An 18,254-nucleotide genomic window follows, 5' to 3' on the forward strand; every position below is an offset into this window, starting at 1 on the left:
CCGATCCTCTGCGCATTATCTCGACATGATTTTCCAGATGCCGCCGCAGGCGCGAGGCGTATGTGTATATCTGCGCCTGGTAAGTACCTGGAGGCCGTTTCCCCCAGAGAGCCTCACCCAAGCGATAGTCGGGGAGTACACGTTCACCGGCCAATAATAAAGCGGCTAGCATGGTGCGCTGCTTCGTCCCGTTGAGCGGAATCTCTTCACCATCCACCCATGCTCCGACCGGGCCGAGAATCCTGAATTCCATCAACTTGAACTCCTCCTTGGTCACATCAGGGACAGATGGCACACGAGGCAACGTTGTAACGTGTTCTGGAATAGGGAGAACTCTCGACAGGGCAGCGCGCTTTCAGTTGCACACTGCACCGCGACAATGAGCGCGGGGCCGATACGGGACACAGAATCACGGGAGCGGACGCCGCGCCACAAGGCGGGCGTCCGGGGCGGCCGGCGGGTAGGCGGTCATTTTCCGCAACAACCCCAGATCGACCGGTGAAGTAGCCGAACTGGCAAGAGAAGCATCGGTCCCGCCCCCGTCCCCTGCCCGCGAGCCGAAAAGCACACGGTCTGGTGATCGATTCATCGCCGCCTCAGCGACTGTATGTGTGCCCAGGGACAGGAGTCAACAGTCATTTAATTGCGAAGTACCGGTCGCCCGACACGCATTCGGACCACATATTCGGCCAGGTCACGCAGGATGGAATCACTTTGATCATGCATTTGGCCAAGTCGTTACGGCATGCCTGAATCATGGCGATATTAACCCTCGCACAATGCATCACCGCTGCTCAATGACCTGCAAAGAAATCAAGGCAGGAACGTGCAACAGAAAGTTGGCAGATTTGAATGCCAGGCTCCGGATCCAGTGCACCACGGAAGCCACCGGATGACACATCCATCGCCCCGGCAGCCCTCCCCAGTACCTGCCGGAGGACTGCGAAGTCTGATAGAACCGCCTTTTCCCTGTGTGCCCGGACGACTCTCCCGAGCCTGACCCGCGGTCGCCCGTATATCTCGTATAGCTCAAATATCGAACCAATTGCGAACATTGACGAGCGGGCCGGCTGGAGCTTCTTGACGAGGATGGGTTGCATTACGTGACGGCTATCATCTCGAATCCCACAGATTTCAATGTCGAGGATCTCTACGTCGACCTGCGCCCGAGCACGGGGTACCCGCTCCTCCTGAAGTGCGAGGGCTTCAACTTCGCCGGCTCCGTCAAGCTGAAGGCTGCCACCGAAATGGTGGAGGCGAAGGAGCGTGACGGGGAGCTGTTCCCGGGTGCGACGCTGATCGAATCCTCATCGGGCAATATGGGCGTCGCGCTGAGCATCGTGGCGGCCAGTCGCGGCTACCGATTCATCTGTGTCACCGACATTCGCTGCACACTCGCCGCCCGACGGCTGATGGAGGCCTTCGGCAGCGAGGTGCATGTCATCACCGAGCCGGACCTGGAGAACGGATTCCTTGCCGCCCGGTTGTCGTACGTACGACAACTGTGCGCGGCGAACCCCGGATACCTGTGGCTCAACCAATACGCCAACGACGGCAACTGGATGGGCCACTACCGGACCACGGGGGCCGAGATCGCCAAGGCGTTCCCCCTTCTCGACCTGTTGTTCGTCGGAGCGGGAACGACCGGGACCCTGATGGGATGCGCCCACTATTTCCGCGCGAACCAGCCGTCGGTCACCATCGTGGCCGTCGACGCCGTCGGTTCGGTGACGTTCGGCGGATCCTCGGGCCGGCGGCTGATCCCCGGTCTCGGCTCCGGGGTGCGGCCGGGAATTCTCGACATGTCCTGCGTGGACGACGTCGTACACGTCTCCGAGGCCGAGACGGTCAGGATGTGCCACCAGCTCGTGCGACACGGCTTCCTCTTCGGCGGCTCGACCGGAACCGTGGTCGGCGGCGCACTCGCCTGGATGAAGGCGAACGGGGTGAGCGACGACGTCACCGCGGTTGCCATCTCGCCGGATTTCGGAACGAACTACCTGGAGACGATCTACAACGACGAGTGGCTGGCGCAGTCGTACGGCCCGCAGTCGCTGTAGGACCGGAGCACGTAGACGAGGCCGTTCGAAGCCCGCCCGGCCGTGTACCCACCTGTTTACCCCGAACCAGGATCGGAGACGTCCCGGATGACCCCGGAAACCGCCCTTCCTCAGCCGACCGGCCTCCCCGTACAGTGCCTGCCCGGCAAGCCGCCGGTCCTCCGGACACCGCGGCTGGCCGGCCAGGCCTCCGCACGAGCCTGGGCCGTGGAGCACACCGAGGCCATCCGCACCGAACTCCTGCGCCACGGACACATTCTGATCCGGGGCCTTCCCATCGAGCGGCAGGAGCACTTCGCCGACCTGCGCGACGTCCTGGTGCGGCAGCGAGCCGCATACAGGGAAAAGGCCACCCCCCGCAGCGACTTCGGCGCCGACGTCTACTCGTCGACGGACCTCCCTCCCATGCAGCCGATCCGCCAGCACAACGAGAACAGTTACACCCTGGACTTCCCCGGACTGCTGCTCTTCTGCTGCCTCGACGCCCCCGACACGGGCGGCGCGACCACGGTCGCCGACGTCCGTCAGGTACTGAAGGCTCTCCCCTCCGACCTCGTGGAACGCTTCCGCGCCACCGGTTGGCTACTGAACCGCAACTACCACGCCCACGCGGGACTGCCGTGGCAGACCGCCTTCTCGACCGACGAACGCGAGGATGTGGCCGAGTACTGCGAACGCAATCTCATCGGCCACTCCTGGCAGGGGGAGGCCGGGCTGCGCACCGTCCAGAGGCGCTCTGCGCTCGTCCGCCATCCGCGGACCCATGAGGAGGTGTGGTTCAATCACGCGGCCTTCTGGAGCCGTTGGTCCCTGGACAAGGACATCCGGGACGTCATGGAGATGACCTTCGGAACGGACGGGCTGCCGTTCGACACGGCGTTCGGCGACGGCAGTGCGCTGACGGCCCAGGACGTGGACGCCCTCAACGAGGCCTACGACTCCGCCACCCGGCGGGAGAGCTGGCAGCCGGGTGACCTCATGCTGGTCGACAACATCCTGTCCGCGCACGGGCGCGACGCCTATCGCGGCAGCCGCCGGATCCTCGTCGCGATGGGCGAACCGGTGGCCTTGCGCGACTCCTCACCGACCGTGTCACCCGCTCCGGGCCCGCTCACCTGAGCCGGCCCGGCCCACCGCGCCTCCCCCTCAGCCGATGATCGCGACCGGGGCGTCCCACGCGTTGCGGTCGACGGTGATGGTGTGACCGCCGCGGGTCTCCTTGCTGTTGACCATGTACTGGTGGCCGCGGCTGTGGTCGGTGTACTGGTCCGGCTTCCACGGCCAGTCCGCGGTGGTCGTGTTCTTCTTGTCCCACAGCGCGTACCAGAGGTTGCCCGGCAGATCCGTCCTGTTCGTGGCGGTGGCGATGGCCTTGGCGCTGGAACTGCTGAAACCGTAGAAGCCTCCACGGTACGTGGCATTGCGCAGCGTCTTGGTGAAGGAGCGCACATACGTCAGGACGGCGTCGTTGCACGCCTTGTCGGCGATGTCGTACGGCTCCATGTCCAGGTAGATGGGGCTGCCGGCCTTCATCCCGAGGGCCGATGCCTTGGCCACCGCGTCCTTGGCGTTGCTCGCGCCGACGGAGGCGGCCGTGGCGGAGGTGAACTTCTCGGGGTTCGCGCTCTTCTGACAGGGCGGCTGCGCGCCGACGTAGAGCGGGATGAGCTTCCAGCCGGTGGTGCCGACCGACTTCACCCAGGACTTGGTCAGGTTGGGCTGGGCGCAGCCACGGTTCTTCCCGCCGATGTAGACGGCGGCGGCGCCGTAGAACCCCGTGTGCCAGGCCTTCATCGCGGTGAGCGAGGGTGCGGTACAGGTGTCGAACGCCCGGCCCGTGTAGGTCTTCTGTGCGGGCCAGGCGGTGGCTGCCATGGACGTCTGCGCCGCAAACCCGGCACCCGCGACCCCGACGACACCCGCGGTCGCCCACGCGATGTAACGGCCCTTCTTGGACAGCCTGTGTCTGGACATTCCCCACCCCATTCAGTTGCGGCTCACGGCCGCGTCCGGCGCACCCGCCAACGGCGACCGTCAGGGACCTGCGACAGGGCCCTGCCTCGACACGGGTGCGGCGCGCGCATGCACCGGCGCGGCAGCTGCGCCCCGGAAGGCCGAAGCCCATCGCACAATAACCGACGCGGATGACATGACCGGGACGGACGCAGGGCAGTCCCTGTCGTGCGGGGTGCGGCCCGAAGCGTGGGCCGTTGCTCCGGCAGCACGCGGACGGCATCGGCGGATCCGGCCGGTCGCCGCACGGCTGTGAGGCGTCCACTGCACGCGAAAGGCCCCCACAGGCACGTGTTTCCCCAGGCCAAAACGATTCTGCCTGGGGTTGCTCGGTGGGGCGGGTGGGACTCGAACCCACGGCCGACGGATTATGAGTCCGCTGCTCTAACCGGCTGAGCTACCGCCCCTTTTCGGCGTGGCGCGTACAAGTGTGCGCGCCGTCTGCCGCAGCATAGCCGGTCATACGATCTCTCGCTCCGGATGGTCGGCTTCGCATGACCATGAAGACCTCGCCGTCGGCCGTCCGGTTCCGTGTGGGGCGAAGTACATGCGAAAGAGTCACACGCATCCCGCGCGCACCACGGTGACGACCGCCGCCGGGCATGCGAAAGAGGACCCCGTGGGGTCCTCTTCCGTTCCGCTCCCCCGACTGGACTCGAACCAGTAACCCTCCGGTTAACAGCCGAATGCTCTGCCAATTGAGCTACAGGGGATCGCGCTCCCCCGACTGGACTCGAACCAGTAACCTGCCGGTTAACAGCCGGCTGCTCTGCCAATTGAGCTACAGGGGATTGCTGCGTATGCACCGAACCCTACCTGCCTGGCTGCTGCCGGGCGGCGCGCGTTCGCTGCGACACATACATTAGCGCAAGCAGGGGGGTGCTTTGCCAATCGGTATCCCCCGGGGTGATCTCCGGTGCCCGCGGGTAGGCGGGCAGCACACGTCGCACTGAGCTTCACAGTGAGTCAAGGAAGGGTGGCAGCCATGCGGTACCGGCTCACGTTCATCGCCGGACTGGCCCTCGGATACGTGATCGGAACGAGGGCCGGGCGCGAGCGCTACGAGCAGATGAAGAAGTCCGCACGCCAGTTCGCCCAGAATCCGGCGGTGCGCAACACCGCCGAGTCCGCGGCGCAGAGCGGCCGCGACCTGGCCGGCAAGGCGTACCACGCGGTGAGCGAGAAGGTCGGCGACAAGGTCCCCGCCTCGGTGGCCGGCCGGGTGCGCTCGCTGCGGGACCGCGGCCGGAACGGCGAGGACGACTGGGGCACCAGCAACACCTGAGGGCTGTCCCGTAATCCCTGGTGGATCGGCGTGCGGCGTCGGACGCGGTGCATCGCAAGGCGGAGGGGCGCCCGAATACTGGACGTATTCGGGCGTTCCGACAACGCGGCGAGGTGCCGTGGCTGTCGTCGCACGCCCGCCAGGGACTACGGGACAGCCCTTAGCGGGCCCGCCCCCGCCACTGCCGCGCCACCGGTACGGAAAAGCCCCGGCGGTGCGGCAGAATCTTGTACATGGGGATAGTCGCCGGCTTGGACAGTTCTTCCGCCTTCACACACATCGTCGTCTGCGATACGGACACCGGCGCCGTGCTGCGCCGGGGGTTCGCCGCGCACCCCGTCGAGGCGAAGGCCACCGAGGTCGACCCGCAGGCGTGGCTGCTCTCGCTCGGCGAGGCCGCCACCGGCGGGCTGCTCGAAGGGGTGCAGGCCATCGGCGTCTCCGCCCAGCAGCACGGTCTGGTGCCGCTGGACCACCAGGGCAATCCGGTCCGCCCGGCGCTGCTCGGCAACGACAAGCGGGCGCAGGCCGCCGCAGCCGATCTGATCGACGCGCTCGGCGGGCGGCAGGCCTGGGCCGAGGCGGTCGGGACGGTGCCGCAGGCCGCGCAGCCGGTGTCGAAGCTGCGCTGGCTGGCGCGCAACGAGCCGGAGGCGGCCCAGCGGGTGGCCGCGGTGCTCCAGCCGCACGACTGGCTGGTGTGGCAGCTGCTGGGGCGTCCGGCCCGGCGGACCACCGACCGGGGCGCCGCGTCCGGCACCGGCTACTGGTCGGCGGACACCGGTTCCTACCGGCCCGATCTGGTGGAGCTGGCGCTCGGCCACCAGGCCGCGCTCCCCGAGGTGCTCGGCCCCGCCGACGCGGCCGGGACGACGCCCGAGGGGCTGCTGATCTCCGCCGGGACCGGCGAGACGATGGCGGCGGCGTTCGGGCTCGGGGTCGGGGTGGGCGACGCGGTGGTGTCGCTGGGGGCGTCGGGCTCGGTCATGGCGGTGCATCACGAGGCGCTGTCCGATCCGGCCGGGATGATCACTTCGTTCGCGGACGCCACCGGGAAGCACCTGCCGGTGGTGCACACCTCCAACGCGGTACGGGCGCTGCGCGGCACCGCCGAGATGCTCGGTGTGGAGGGCCTCGAAGAGCTCTCCGCGCTGGCGCTGAAGTCCACGCCGGGCGCCTCCGGGCTGGTGCTCCTGCCGTACCTGGAGGGCGAGCGGACGCCTCGGCTGCCGCACGCCGCGGGGACGCTGTGCGGGCTGCGGCGCGAGTCGATGAAGCCGGAACACCTGGCGCGGGCGGCGTTCGAGGGCATGCTGTGCTCACTGGCCGACGCGCTCGACGTGCTGCGCGGCCGGGGCGTCGAGGTGCGGCGGGTGTTCCTGCTGGGGGCGGCGGCCGAGCTGCCCGCCGTGCGGGGGCTGGCCCCGGCACTGTTCGGTACGCAGGTGGTCGTGCCGCAGCCCGCCGAGTACGCGGCGCTGGGCGCGGCCCGGCAGGCGGCCTGGGCGCTGGGGGTCTCGCAGGGGACGGCCGATCCACTCGCTCCCCCGGCCTGGCAGGGCGCCGCGGCGCAGGTGCTGGAGCCGGGCGAGGAGCTGGCGGCCGGGCAGGCGGTGCGCCAGCAGTACGTGGCGACGCGGGACCAGATCCACCCCGGAGCGTTCGACCCCGCGGGCTGAGCCGCCCACCTGTGCGACACGGCCGGGTACACCGGTGGAGGTGAGCCCCTCCACTTGTGTACTCGGTCTGTTTTTTGACCTGGTCTTGAGTAAAATCGCTCGCAGTCACTGCCACCGGTGCCGGAAAATGGATCGACTCCCGCCCTCTGCCGACTCCGAGAGACACGCGTGCTCATAAAACTCCTGCGGGCCTATCTCGGTCCGTACAGAAAGCCCATTCTGCTGCTGGTCCTCCTCCAACTGCTGCAGACCTGCGCCAGCCTCTACCTGCCCACCCTGAACGCCGACATCATCGACAACGGTGTCGTCGAGGGGGACACCGGCTACATCCTCGAATTCGGCGGCATCATGATCGCCGTCAGCATCGGCCAGGTGGTCTGCAACACGGGGGCCGTCTACTTCGGCGCCCGTACCGCGTCCGCGATCGGCCGTGACATCCGGGCCTCGGTCTTCGACCAGGTGCAGTCCTTCTCGGCGCGTGAGCTCGGGCGGTTCGGGGCACCCTCACTGATCACCCGTACGACCAACGACGTCCAGCAGGTCCAGATGCTGGTGCTGATGACGTTCACCCTGATGGTGTCGGCCCCGATCATGTGTGTCGGCGGCATCATCATGGCGCTCGGCCAGGACGTCCCGCTGTCGGCGGTGCTGCTCGCGGTGGTGCCGGTGCTCGGCATCGCGGTGAGTCTGATCGTGAAGCGGATGCGCCCGCTCTTCCGCACCATGCAGGAGCGGCTCGACGCGGTGAACCGGGTGCTGCGCGAACAGATCACCGGCAACCGCGTCATCCGCGCCTTCGTCCGTGACGGCTACGAGGAGCAGCGCTTCCGCGGCTCCAACACCGAGCTGACGGACGTGGCGCTGTCCACGGGCCGGCTGATGGCGCTGATGTTCCCCACCGTCATGACGGTCGTGAACGTCTCGTCGATCGCCGTGCTCTGGTTCGGTGCCCACCGCATCGACAGCGGCGGCATGGAGATCGGCGCGCTGACCGCCTTCCTCGCCTATCTGATGCAGATCGTCATGTCGGTGATGATGGCCACCTTCATGTTCATGATGGTGCCGCGCGCCGAGGTCTGTGCCGAGCGCATCCAGGAGGTCCTGGAGACCGAGTCCAGCGTGGTCCCGCCCGTCAAGCCGGTCCGCAAGCTGCTCGCCCGCGGCCATCTGGAGGTGCGTGGCGCGGACTTCCGCTACCCGGGCGCCGAGGAGCCGGTGCTGCGGTCGGTGGACCTGGTGGCCCGCGCCGGCGAGACCACCGCGATCATCGGTTCGACGGGCAGCGGGAAGTCGACGCTGCTCGGTCTCGTACCGCGGCTGTTCGACGTGACGGACGGCCAGGTGCTGGTCGACGGGACGGATGTGCGGACGCTGGAGCCGGCGCTGCTGGCGAAGACCGTGAGCCTGGTGCCGCAGAAGCCGTATCTGTTCTCCGGGACGGTCGCGACGAACCTGCGGTACGGGAACCCGGACGCGACCGACGAGGAGCTGTGGCACGCGCTGGAGGTCGCGCAGGCCAAGGAGTTCGTCACGGCGCTGGAGCACGGTCTGGACGCGCCGATCGCGCAGGGCGGCACCAATGTCTCGGGCGGGCAGCGGCAGCGGCTGGCCATCGCCAGGACGCTGGTGCAGCGGCCGGAGATCTATCTCTTCGACGACTCGTTCTCCGCGCTCGACTACGCCACCGACGCCGCGCTGCGCGGTGCCCTCACCCAGGAGACGGCCGAGGCGACCGTGGTGATCGTGGCGCAGCGGGTCTCCACCATCCGCGAGGCGGACCGGATCCTGGTGCTGGACGAGGGCCGGGTCGTCGGCTCCGGTACCCATCACGAGCTGATGGACGGCAATGAAACGTACCGGGAGATCGTGCTCTCCCAGCTGACGGAAGCGGAGGCCGCGTAATGGCCGGGCCTGGCGGACGCATGATGGCGGGCGGGGCGCCGACCGACCGGTCGATGGACTTCAAGGGGTCCTCGAAGCGGCTGCTGAAGCGCTTCGCTACGGAGAGGACCCCGCTGTACGTGATGCTGGTGGCCTCTGTGCTCAGTGTCGCGCTGTCGGTGATCGGGCCGAAGATCCTCGGCCGGGCGACCGACCTGGTCTTCGCCGGGGTGGTCGGCCGGCAGATGCCCGACGGGACGACCAAGGAACAGGCCGTCGAGGGCCTGCGCAAGAGCAACAGCGGCCTGGCCGACATGCTCTCCGGGGTGGACTTCGTCCCCGGTCACGGCATCGACTTCGGTGCGGTGGGCGACGTACTGCTGGTGGCGCTGGCGGTCTATGTCGGCGCCGGTCTGCTGATGCTGGTGGCGACCCGGCTGTCGATCCGGGTCATCAACCGGGTCATCTTCCAGCTGCGCGAGGACATCCAGACGAAGCTGTCCCGGCTGCCGCTGTCGTACTTCGACCGGGCCAAGCGCGGCGAGGTGCTCAGCCGCGCGACGAACGACATCGACAACATCTCGCAGACGATGCAGCAGACGATGGGCCAGCTCATCAACTCCCTGCTCACCATCGTCGGCGTGCTGATCATGATGTTCTGGGTCTCGCCGCTGCTGGCGCTGGTCGCACTGGTGACGGTGCCGCTCTCGGTGGTCGTGGCCACGAAGGTCGGCAAGCGCTCGCAGCCGCAGTTCGTGCAGCAGTGGAAGGTGACGGGCAAGCTCAACGCCCACATCGAGGAGATGTACACCGGGCACACCCTGGTGAAGGTCTTCGGCCGGCAGGAGGAGTCCGCGAAGGACTTCGCCGAGCAGAACGAGGCGCTGTACGAGGCCGGTTTCAAGGCCCAGTTCAACAGCGGGATCATGCAGCCGCTGATGATGTTCGTCTCCAACCTGAACTATGTGCTGATCGCCGTCGTGGGTGGCCTGCGGGTCGCTTCGGGGACGCTGTCGATCGGTGACGTACAGGCGTTCATCCAGTACTCGCGGCAGTTCTCGATGCCGCTGACGCAGGTCGCCTCGATGGCGAACCTGGTGCAGTCGGGCGTCGCCTCGGCCGAGCGGATCTTCGAGCTGCTGGACGCCGAGGAGCAGGGCACCGACCCGGCGCCCGGCGAGCGCGAGCGTCCCGAGGAGCTGCGGGGCAGCGTCGCGCTGGAGAAGGTGTCGTTCCGCTACGACCCGGAGAAGCCGCTCATCGAGGATCTGTCGCTGAACGTCGAACCCGGTCACACGGTCGCGATCGTCGGCCCGACGGGCGCCGGCAAGACCACGCTCGTCAATCTGCTGATGCGGTTCTACGAGGTGACGGGCGGCCGGATCACGCTGGACGGGGTCGACGTGACGAAGATGTCGCGCGACGAGCTGCGGCAGGGCATCGGCATGGTCCTCCAGGACACCTGGCTGTTCGGCGGTTCGATCGCGGAGAACATCGCGTACGGCGCTTCGCGCGAGGTCACCCGCGAGGAGATCGAGGAGGCCGCGAGGGCGGCCCACGCCGACCGGTTCATCCGTACCCTGCCGGACGGCTACGACACGGTGATCGACGACGAGGGCACCGGCGTCAGCGCGGGCGAGAAGCAGCTGATCACCATCGCGCGGGCGTTCCTCTCCGACCCGGTGATCCTGGTGCTCGACGAGGCGACCAGCTCCGTCGACACCCGTACGGAGGTGCTGATCCAGAAGGCGATGGCGCGGCTGGCCCACGGCCGTACGAGCTTCGTGATCGCGCACCGGCTCTCCACCATCCGGGACGCCGACGTGATCCTGGTGATGGAGAACGGCTCGATCGTCGAACAGGGCACGCACGAGGAGCTGTTGGCCGCCGAGGGCACCTACTCCCGGCTGTATTCGGCGCAGTTCGCGCAGGCGGTCGCCGAGGTCGACTAGGACCTCCCGTCGGGATCGTGCCGGGCTCGCGGGGTCCGGCACGACCCGGACGAAAGACCTTGCGCGCGCTGTCCGTTCGGATGCGAGGGCCCGTACCGCCGCCCGGCGGTGCGGGCCCTCGCATGTTCAGTCGAGGTAGCCGCGGAGTTGGTCGGCGAAGGCGTGGTCGCGCAGCTTGCCGAGGGTCTTGGACTCGATCTGGCGGATGCGTTCACGGGTCACGCCGAAGATCCTGCCGATCTCCTCCAGGGTGCGGGGCCGCCCGTCGTCCAGCCCGTAGCGCAGCTGGACCACCTTCCGCTCGCGCTCGCCCAGCGTCGAGAGCACCGCTTCCAGGTGCTCGCGCAGCAGCAGGAACGCGGCGGACTCGACCGGGGACGCGGCGTCGCCGTCCTCGATCAGGTCGCCGAGGGCGACGTCCTCCTCCTCGCCGACGGGTGCGTGCAGCGAGACGGGTTCCTGGGCGAGCCGCAGGACTTCGCCGACCCGCTCCGGGGTGAGGTCGAGCTGGCCGGCGACCTCCTCCGCCGTCGGCTCGTAGCCGCGCTCCTGGAGCATCCGGCGCTGGACGCGTACGACGCGGTTGATCAGTTCGACGACATGGACCGGGACCCGTATGGTCCGCGCCTGGTCGGCGAGGGCACGGGACATGGCCTGCCGGATCCACCAGGTCGCGTACGTGGAGAACTTGTAGCCCCGCGCGTAGTCGAATTTCTCAACGGCCCTGATCAGCCCGAGGTTTCCCTCCTGGACCAGATCGAGCATGGTCAGCCCGCGGCCGACATAGCGTTTGGCGACGGAGACGACGAGCCGGAGGTTGGCCTCGATGAGGCGGCGCTTGGCCATCCTCCCCATGACCACCAGCCGGTCGAGGTCGACGGCCAGCCGGGTGTCCGGGTCGGGGGTGCTCGCGAGCCGTTCCTCCGCGAAGAGCCCGGCCTCGACACGGCGGGCGAGCTCCACCTCGTCGGCGGCGCTGAGCAGGGGGATCCGGCCGATCTCCCGCAGATACTGGCGGAAGAGGTCGGAGGACGGGCCCGCGGTCTCCGGACGGCCCCGCGGCTCGGGCGCCCGGGGCGGCTCCTCCATGAGCGGCTCCGGCGGCTCGTCCGGTGTCGGCGGCTCCACCGCGCCCTCCGGATGGTGCACGGCCCGGTTCTGCGCGGGGATGGCCGAGACATGCTCGGTTTCGGTCAGGGTCCGGGTCTGCACGGGGGCGACCTCCAGGTGATCGCTGCCGGACCGCGGGGATGGAGGACCACCGTTCGGTGGGCCGGCCGCGCTCCGATGTCTCAGGCACCGCCCCCAGTGTGGGGGAAGACACATCGCCGCCACGAGGGGCGTGCGGCGACTTTCTGAGTCCGGTCCGTGACCGGCCGGTTACGCGGACGGCCCGGGGCCGGTCAGAGCGCGTCCGCCCCGTTGTTGCGCAGGGACTGGGCGTACTGCTGGAGGACCCAGACCTCGTTCTGCGCGGCTGCCAGGTGGTCCGGGGCTACGTTGCTGCCGAGCCGGGCGAGGCTGCCCTGTACGTCGTCGATCCGGCGGTCCACGGCGCGCAGCCGGACCTGGACGAGCTGCATGCCCGCGTAGGTCTCGTCGATGGTCTTGCCGTGGAAGACCTCGACCGCGAGCTCGGTGACCAGGTTGCGGACCGTGTCGTTGGGGGCCGCGTCCAGGACCTGGACCAGGTATTCGCGGGTCTCGGGGACGCCCAGCTCGGCGCCGCCGGCCTCCGCGATGCACTGCCTCACCGCCGCGTACGGCGGGGCGGTGAACTCGTCGGCCCCGTAGGCGTCGAAGGCCGGGGAGACCAGGGCGGGCTTCTGCAGGGCGAGCTTCAGCAGCTCGCGCTCGGTGCGATGGGCGGGGCTGCGGAGGTTGAGCGCCGGGCCGGAGGGGGTGGCGGGGGCCTGGATCTGCTCGTCCCGGCGGCCGCCGCGGGAGGGCGGCTGGGCGGGGCCCCGCTGGTCGCCCCGCTCGCGGGCCCAGCGGGCGAGCTGGCCGACGCGCTTGACGACGAACTGGGTGTCCAGGATGCCGAGCATGCCGGCCAGCTGGACGGCGACCTCGTGCTGCGAGGAGCTGTTCTTGATCCGGGCGACGACGGGTGCCGCCTCGTCGAGCGCGGCTCCGCGGCCCGCCGGGGTCTCCAGGTCGTACCGCGCGACGATCTGGCGGAGCGCGAACTCGAAGAGCGGGGTGCGGGGTTCGACCAGGTCACGGACCGCCTCGTCGCCCTTGACCAGACGGAGGTCACAGGGGTCCATGCCGTCCGGGGCGATCGCGATGTACGTCTCCGCGGCGAACTTCTGGTCGTCCTCGAAGGCGCGCAGGGCGGCCTTCTGCCCGGCCGCGTCACCGTCGAAGGTGAAGATCACCCGGGCGCTGCCGTTGTCCATCAGGAGCCGGCGGAGGATCTTGATGTGGTCGCCGCCGAAGGCCGTGCCGCAGGTGGCGATGGCGGTGGTGATCCCGGCGAGATGGCAGGCCATGACGTCGGTGTAGCCCTCGACGACCACGGCCCGGCTGGCCTTGGCGATGTCCTTCTTCGCCAGGTCGATGCCGTACAGCACCTGGGACTTCTTGTAGATCGAGGTCTCGGGGGTGTTGAGGTACTTCGGGCCGTTGTCGTCGTCGCGCAGCTTGCGGGCGCCGAAGCCGACGACGTCTCCGGAGGTGTCGCTGATCGGCCACATCAGCCGGCCGCGGAAGCGGTCGATGGGGCCGCGCCTGCCGTCCTGGGAGAGGCCGGAGGTGATCAGCTCCTTGTCGCTGAAGCCCTTGCCGCGCAGATAGCGGGTGAGGTGGTCCCAGCCCGCCGGGCTGTAGCCGACGCCGAAGTGGGCGGCGGCCGCCTGGTCGAAGCCGCGCTCGGCGAGGAACTTCCGGCCGATCCCGGCCTCGGGGCCGTCCAGCTGCTCGACGTAGAACCGGGCGGCCGCCTTGTGCGCCTCGACCAGCCTGATGCGCTCGCCGCGCTGGTGGGAGGGGTTGTAGCCGCCCTCCTCGTACCGCAGGGTGATGCCCGCCTTCGCGGCGAGCCGCTCGACGACCTCCGCGAACGTCAGATGGTCGATCTTCTGCACGAAGGCGATCGTGTCGCCGCCCTCCTGGCAGCCGAAGCAGTGGAAGAGACCCTTGCTCGGGCTGACCTGGAAGGAGGGGGACTTCTCGTCGTGGAACGGGCAGAGGCCCTTGAGGTTGCCACCGCCCGCGTTGCGCAGCTGGAGGTACTCGGAAACGACGGCGTCGATCGGGACCGCGTCCCTTACCGCCTTCACGTCGTCGTCATTGATCCTGCCTGCCACGGGTGAAGTCTACGGGTGGGGTACGACAGCCGTGGAGCGCGCCGATGTGATCCGTGGAACCCGGTGGCACCGCGCGGACCCGCCGGGCCGGTCCGGCACGGCTCAGGACAGGGTCTCCAGCGGTACGGACGGGTCCGCCAGCGCGTCCGGGTCGATCTGCCGGCCGGACCGGATGAGCCCCTGCACGGTCTCGGTGACATCCCATACGTTGACGTTCATCCCGGCCAGCACCCGGCGGTCCTTCAGCCAGAAGGCGATGAACTCCCGCTTCCCCGCGTCGCCCCGGATGACCACCTGGTCGTAACTGCCCGGCGGCGCCCAGCCCGAGTATTCGAGGCCGAGGTCGTACTGGTCGGAGAAGAAGTACGGCACCCGGTCGTAGCCGACGTCCTGGCCGAGCATGGCGCGGGCCGCGGCCGGGCCGCTGTTCAGCGCGTTCGCCCAGTGCTCCACGCGCAGCCGGGCGCCGAGCAGCGGGTGGTCCACATTGGCGACGTCCCCGGCCGCGAAGATGTGCGGGTCGCTGGTGCGCAGGGAGGCGTCGACCGCGATGCCGCCGCCGTCCGCGCGTGGCGCCATGGCGAGCCCGGCGGTCTCGGCGAGGGCGGTGCGGGGCGCGGCGCCGATCGCGGCGAGCACGTCGTGGGCGGGGTACTCCTCGCCGTCGTCGGTGCGGACGGCGAGCACCAGGCCGTCCTGGCCGATGATCTCGGTGAGGCGGACGCCGAAGTGGAAGCGGACCCCGTGGTCGGTGTGCAGATCGGTGAAGATCTGGCCGAGCTCGGGGCCGACGACCTGGTGCAGCGGGGTCGGTTCCGGTTCGATGACGGTGACCTCGGCGCCGTAGCCGCGCGCCGCCGCCGCGACCTCCAGGCCGATCCAGCCGGCCCCGGCGATCACCAGATGGCCGTTGTCGCGGCCGAGTGCGGCCAGCACGTTGCGCAGCCGGTCGGCGTGGGCGAGGCGGCGCAGATGGTGGACGCCGGCCAGGTCCGTGCCCGGAACGGGCAGGCGGCGCGGCTCGGCCCCGGTGGCGAGCAGCAGCTTGTCGTAGTGGACGACGGTGCCGTCGCCGAGCTGTACGGCGCGGGCCCCCCGGTCGAGCGAGGTGACGGGCTGCCCCAGGTGCAGCTCGATGTCGGCGCCCGCGTACCAGGCGGTCTCGTGGACGAAGACGCTGTCCCGGTCCTCCTTGCCGGAGAGGTAGCCCTTGGAGAGCGGCGGGCGCTCGTACGGATGGTCCCGTTCGTCGCCGAGCAGGATCACCCGCCCGCTGAAACCCTCCGCCCTGAGCGTCTCGGCTGCCTTCGCTCCCGCCAGCCCTCCGCCGACGATGACGAACGTCCGATGTGCGTCGACCACTTGATGCCTCCTGGGTGCTTGCTTCGCGGCGCCGCCAACTGCGAGCGTCCCGCACGCAGCGTGATGGCGAAAGAGGGTGTACCCCGATCAGGTCACACCCGGTGTCCGGGTTCCGTGAGCGACGCGTGCAGAGAGCGTGCCGAGGCGTCGGTCAGGGCGGCGATCTGGTCGACCAGGACCCGCTTGCGGGCCCTGTCGTCGCGGGCGGCTTCGAACAGTGCCCGGAACTGCGGTTCCAGCCCTTCGGGGGCGCGCGCGGTGAGGGCGGCGGCCAGCTCGGCGATCACGATCCGCTGGTCGGCGCGGATGGCCTCCTGCTCGGCGCGCTGCATGACGTAACGGTCGGCGACCGCCTTGAGCACGGCGCATTCGTTCCGCGTCCCGCGGGGGACGACCAGTTCGGCGGCGTACCGGCCGAGGCGGCCCGTTCCGTAGGTGTGCCGGGTGCCGCTCTCGGCGGCGAGGCAGAACCGGCCGATCAGCTGGCTCGTCGCGTCCTTCAGCCGGGCCTGGGCGACGGCGGATCCGTCGTAGCCGTGCGGCCACCAGTCCTGGGCGATGAGCCGGTCCAGGGCGTCGGCCAGCTCCTGGGGCTCGGTGTCCGCCGGTACGTAGCGGCCGACGGCGACCGCCCAGATCTCGTTGCGCTCCGGTTCGGCGTGGAGGCGGTCGGGGTCGATGTGGCCGGCGTGCAGCCCGTCCTCGAAGTCGTGCACGGAGTAGGCGACGTCGTCGGACCAGTCCATGACCTGTGCCTCGAAGCACTTGCGGTCCTTCGGGGCCCCCTCGCGGGCCCATGCGAAGACCGGCATGTCGTCCTCGTACACCCCGAACTTCGGGGAGCCGGGGTCGGTGGGGTGCGCGCCGCGCGGCCAGGGGTACTTGGTGGCGGCGTCCAGGGCGGCCCGGGTCAGGTTGAGCCCGACGCTGACCAGCTCGCCGGTGCGGGTGTCGGGGACGAACCGCTTCGGTTCGAGCCTGGTCAGCAGGCGCAGCGACTGGGCGTTGCCCTCGAAGCCGCCGCAGTCCGAGGCGAAGTCGTTGAGCGCCTGCTCGCCGTTGTGGCCGAACGGCGGGTGGCCCAGGTCGTGGGCGAGGCAGGCCGTCTCGACCAGGTCGGGGTCGCAGCCGAGCGCCGCGCCGAGCTCGCGGCCGACCTGGGCGCATTCGAGGGAGTGGGTGAGCCGGGTGCGGGGGCTGGCGTCCCAGGCGCGGCTGCGGGTGCCCGGGGTGACGACCTGGGTCTTCCCTGCGAGCCGTCGCAGCGCGGCGGAGTGCAGCACCCGGGCGCGGTCGCGCTGGAAGGCCGTACGGCCCGGCCGTTTGTCCGGCTCGGTGTCCCAGCGCTCGGAGTCGGCCGCGCCGTAGGGAGCCGTGCCGTGGTCCTGTGTGCCGTCCATGCCGTCCATGGGTCCGACAGTAAACGGCCGGGCCGACAAGAAGGCTCAGGCGGCGGCCCGGAGATGCCCGTCGGCCGGATTTCCGCCGTTGCGGTCCTGCGGGTTCCGTTTGTTGCCGGGTGACGGATTCTGCCCGTTCGAGAACCCTTTCGGCCCGGGACTCGTCCGATCCTATGGACGACGGAGTACGGAACGAGGGATTCCCATGCGGGTGAAGTGGCCGGGACGACAGCTGCCCGGGCGATTGCGGCCCCGGTGGCCGCGGACGCGGCGTGGGCAGCGGAGGGCCGTGCAGGGGGTGATGGTCGCGTGTGTGCTCGCGCTGGCGCCCTCGACCTGGACGTACGCCGCCGCCGGTTCCCGGATCGGGACGACGGCGGACGCGCCCGCGCACGAGGTGGCCGTGGTGTTCGGGGCGGGGCTCTGGAAGGGCAGGCCCTCGCCGTATCTCGCCAACCGGCTGAAGACCGCCGCCGAGCTGTACCGGGACGGGAAGGTGAAGGTCGTGCTCGTGACCGGTGACAACAGCCGGAAGGAGTACGACGAACCGGATGCCATGCGCACCTATCTCAGGGAGCACGGTGTGCCGGACCAGCGGATCGTGAGCGATTTCGCCGGGTTCGACACCTGGGACTCGTGCGTGCGGGCCAAGAAGATCTTCGGGGTCGACCGAGCGGTGCTGGTGAGCCAGGGCTTCCACATCCGTCGGGCGGTCGCGCTGTGCCGGACCGCGGGGATCGACGCGTACGGCGTCGGCGTGGACGCCGTGCACGACGCGACCTGGTACTACGGCGGGACGCGGGAGGTGTTCGCGGCGGGGAAGGCGGCGCTGGACGTGGTGTTCGGGCGCGATCCGCACTTCCTGGGGCCGCGGGAGCCCGGGATCGGGGAGGCGCTGGCGGCGGAGCACGGGCGGTAGCCCCCGGGACCGGCCCGGGGGCTACAGGGACGTGACCGGTGCGGTTTCGGCCGAGACCCAGGCGAGGTAGCGGGCGCTGCCCCGTACCACCGGGATCGCGATGATCTCCGGGGTCTCGTAGTCGTGCGCCTCCTGGAGATGGGCCTCCAGTTCGTCGTACCGCTCGGTCGTCGTCTTGAACAGCAGCTGCCACTCCTCGGTGGTCTCGATGGCGTTCTGCCAGCGGTAGACCGAGGTGACGGGCGCGGCGATCTGGACGCAGGCGGCGAGCCGTGCCTCCACCACGCCCTGCGCCAGGGCGTGGGCCTTCTCCTCACTGTCCGTCGTGGTCAGTACGGTCAGCCATGCCGGCGTCGTCACCTTCGGCTCCTGCGGGGTCGGTCCTGTGTGTC

General features: G+C 69.5%; 13 protein-coding genes, 3 tRNA genes and 1 pseudogene. 7 read left to right on the plus strand and 10 right to left on the minus strand.

Annotated elements, in window-relative coordinates; translation table 11 throughout:
• Position 1 precedes the first annotated feature (1 nt).
• Positions 2–253, minus strand: a pseudogene (locus tag AB0D53_RS14020) (winged helix-turn-helix domain-containing protein); the annotation flags it as partial.
• 850 nt (positions 254–1,103) lie between these two features.
• On the opposite strand from AB0D53_RS14020, the gene sbnA reads away from it, so the two are divergent.
• Positions 1,104–2,060 (plus strand): 2,3-diaminopropionate biosynthesis protein SbnA, encoded by a 957-nt coding sequence (gene sbnA / locus AB0D53_RS14025; RefSeq protein WP_362444924.1) that lies wholly within the window; start codon positions 1,104–1,106, stop codon positions 2,058–2,060.
• A gap of 87 nt (positions 2,061–2,147) precedes the next feature.
• On the plus strand, positions 2,148–3,179 hold the full coding sequence (locus AB0D53_RS14030) for a TauD/TfdA family dioxygenase (RefSeq protein ID WP_362444927.1): 1,032 nt from the start codon (positions 2,148–2,150) through the stop codon (positions 3,177–3,179).
• A gap of 27 nt (positions 3,180–3,206) precedes the next feature.
• On the opposite strand, the gene AB0D53_RS14035 is transcribed toward AB0D53_RS14030, so the two are convergent.
• The 4 genes from AB0D53_RS14035 to AB0D53_RS14050 form a co-directional block, all read right to left on the minus strand.
• Positions 3,207–4,034 (minus strand): glycoside hydrolase domain-containing protein, encoded by an 828-nt coding sequence (locus tag AB0D53_RS14035; protein WP_362444929.1) that lies wholly within the window; start codon positions 4,032–4,034, stop codon positions 3,207–3,209.
• Between the two features lie 372 nt (positions 4,035–4,406).
• Positions 4,407–4,480 (minus strand) — tRNA-Ile (locus tag AB0D53_RS14040).
• A gap of 233 nt (positions 4,481–4,713) precedes the next feature.
• Positions 4,714–4,786 (minus strand) — tRNA-Asn (locus AB0D53_RS14045).
• 5 nt (positions 4,787–4,791) lie between these two features.
• Positions 4,792–4,864: transfer RNA gene (locus tag AB0D53_RS14050), tRNA-Asn, on the minus strand.
• Between the two features lie 194 nt (positions 4,865–5,058).
• Between AB0D53_RS14050 and AB0D53_RS14055 the strand changes: the two genes are divergently transcribed.
• From AB0D53_RS14055 to AB0D53_RS14070, 4 genes are all read left to right on the plus strand, one after another.
• Entirely contained in the window at positions 5,059–5,358 is a 300-nt protein-coding gene (locus AB0D53_RS14055) for a YtxH domain-containing protein (protein ID WP_362444932.1), read from the plus strand.
• Between the two features lie 233 nt (positions 5,359–5,591).
• The gene (locus AB0D53_RS14060) at positions 5,592–7,037 is read left to right on the plus strand and encodes an FGGY family carbohydrate kinase (protein WP_362444935.1); all 1,446 of its coding nucleotides are present in this window, start codon (positions 5,592–5,594) and stop codon (positions 7,035–7,037) included.
• Positions 7,038–7,205: 168 nt separating this feature from the next.
• Positions 7,206–8,939 (plus strand): ABC transporter ATP-binding protein, encoded by a 1,734-nt coding sequence (locus AB0D53_RS14065; protein ID WP_362444939.1) that lies wholly within the window; start codon positions 7,206–7,208, stop codon positions 8,937–8,939.
• On the plus strand, positions 8,939–10,870 hold the full coding sequence (locus AB0D53_RS14070; protein WP_362444942.1) for an ABC transporter ATP-binding protein: 1,932 nt from the start codon (positions 8,939–8,941) through the stop codon (positions 10,868–10,870). Before AB0D53_RS14065 ends, AB0D53_RS14070 begins: the two co-directional genes overlap by 1 nt.
• A gap of 126 nt (positions 10,871–10,996) precedes the next feature.
• Here AB0D53_RS14070 and AB0D53_RS14075 read toward each other — a convergent pair whose 3' ends face one another.
• The 4 genes from AB0D53_RS14075 to AB0D53_RS14090 all read right to left on the minus strand — a co-directional run bounded on the left by AB0D53_RS14075 (position 10,997) and on the right by AB0D53_RS14090 (position 16,943).
• Complete coding sequence (locus AB0D53_RS14075; protein ID WP_362444945.1) at positions 10,997–12,082, minus strand: RNA polymerase sigma factor; 1,086 nt, start codon at positions 12,080–12,082, stop codon at positions 10,997–10,999.
• A 191-nt stretch (positions 12,083–12,273) separates the two neighbouring features.
• Entirely contained in the window at positions 12,274–14,181 is a 1,908-nt protein-coding gene (dnaG, locus tag AB0D53_RS14080) for a DNA primase (protein ID WP_362444948.1), read from the minus strand.
• Positions 14,182–14,283: 102 nt separating this feature from the next.
• Positions 14,284–15,543 carry an FAD-dependent oxidoreductase gene (locus tag AB0D53_RS14085; RefSeq protein WP_362444951.1) on the minus strand — a complete coding sequence of 420 codons (1,260 nt, stop codon included), beginning with the start codon at positions 15,541–15,543 and terminating at the stop codon, positions 14,284–14,286.
• A gap of 92 nt (positions 15,544–15,635) precedes the next feature.
• Complete coding sequence (locus tag AB0D53_RS14090; RefSeq protein WP_362445623.1) at positions 15,636–16,943, minus strand: deoxyguanosinetriphosphate triphosphohydrolase; 1,308 nt, start codon at positions 16,941–16,943, stop codon at positions 15,636–15,638.
• A 205-nt stretch (positions 16,944–17,148) separates the two neighbouring features.
• On the opposite strand from AB0D53_RS14090, the gene AB0D53_RS14095 reads away from it, so the two are divergent.
• Entirely contained in the window at positions 17,149–17,862 is a 714-nt protein-coding gene (locus tag AB0D53_RS14095) for an ElyC/SanA/YdcF family protein (protein WP_362444954.1), read from the plus strand.
• A 21-nt stretch (positions 17,863–17,883) separates the two neighbouring features.
• Here the strand turns inward: AB0D53_RS14095 and cutA are convergent, their stop codons facing one another.
• Complete coding sequence (gene cutA / locus AB0D53_RS14100; protein WP_362444957.1) at positions 17,884–18,222, minus strand: divalent-cation tolerance protein CutA; 339 nt, start codon at positions 18,220–18,222, stop codon at positions 17,884–17,886.
• Positions 18,223–18,254 lie beyond the last annotated feature (32 nt).

The organism is Streptomyces sp. NPDC048295, assembly GCF_040652135.1.
Lineage (GTDB): Bacteria > Actinomycetota > Actinomycetes > Streptomycetales > Streptomycetaceae > Streptomyces.

Excerpts from the sequence above, each read along its gene's own strand:
- AB0D53_RS14030 (WP_362444927.1), top strand. The coding sequence starts at position 2,148 with ATGACCCCGGAAACCGCCCTTCCTCAGCCGACCGGCCTCCCCGTACAG.
- AB0D53_RS14035 (WP_362444929.1), bottom strand. The coding sequence starts at position 4,034 with ATGTCCAGACACAGGCTGTCCAAGAAGGGCCGTTACATCGCGTGGGCG.
- AB0D53_RS14055 (WP_362444932.1), top strand. The coding sequence starts at position 5,059 with ATGCGGTACCGGCTCACGTTCATCGCCGGACTGGCCCTCGGATACGTG.
- AB0D53_RS14060 (WP_362444935.1), top strand. The coding sequence starts at position 5,592 with ATGGGGATAGTCGCCGGCTTGGACAGTTCTTCCGCCTTCACACACATC.
- AB0D53_RS14070 (WP_362444942.1), top strand. The coding sequence starts at position 8,939 with ATGGCCGGGCCTGGCGGACGCATGATGGCGGGCGGGGCGCCGACCGAC.
- AB0D53_RS14090 (WP_362445623.1), bottom strand. The coding sequence starts at position 16,943 with ATGGACGGCACACAGGACCACGGCACGGCTCCCTACGGCGCGGCCGAC.
- AB0D53_RS14095 (WP_362444954.1), top strand. The coding sequence starts at position 17,149 with ATGCGGGTGAAGTGGCCGGGACGACAGCTGCCCGGGCGATTGCGGCCC.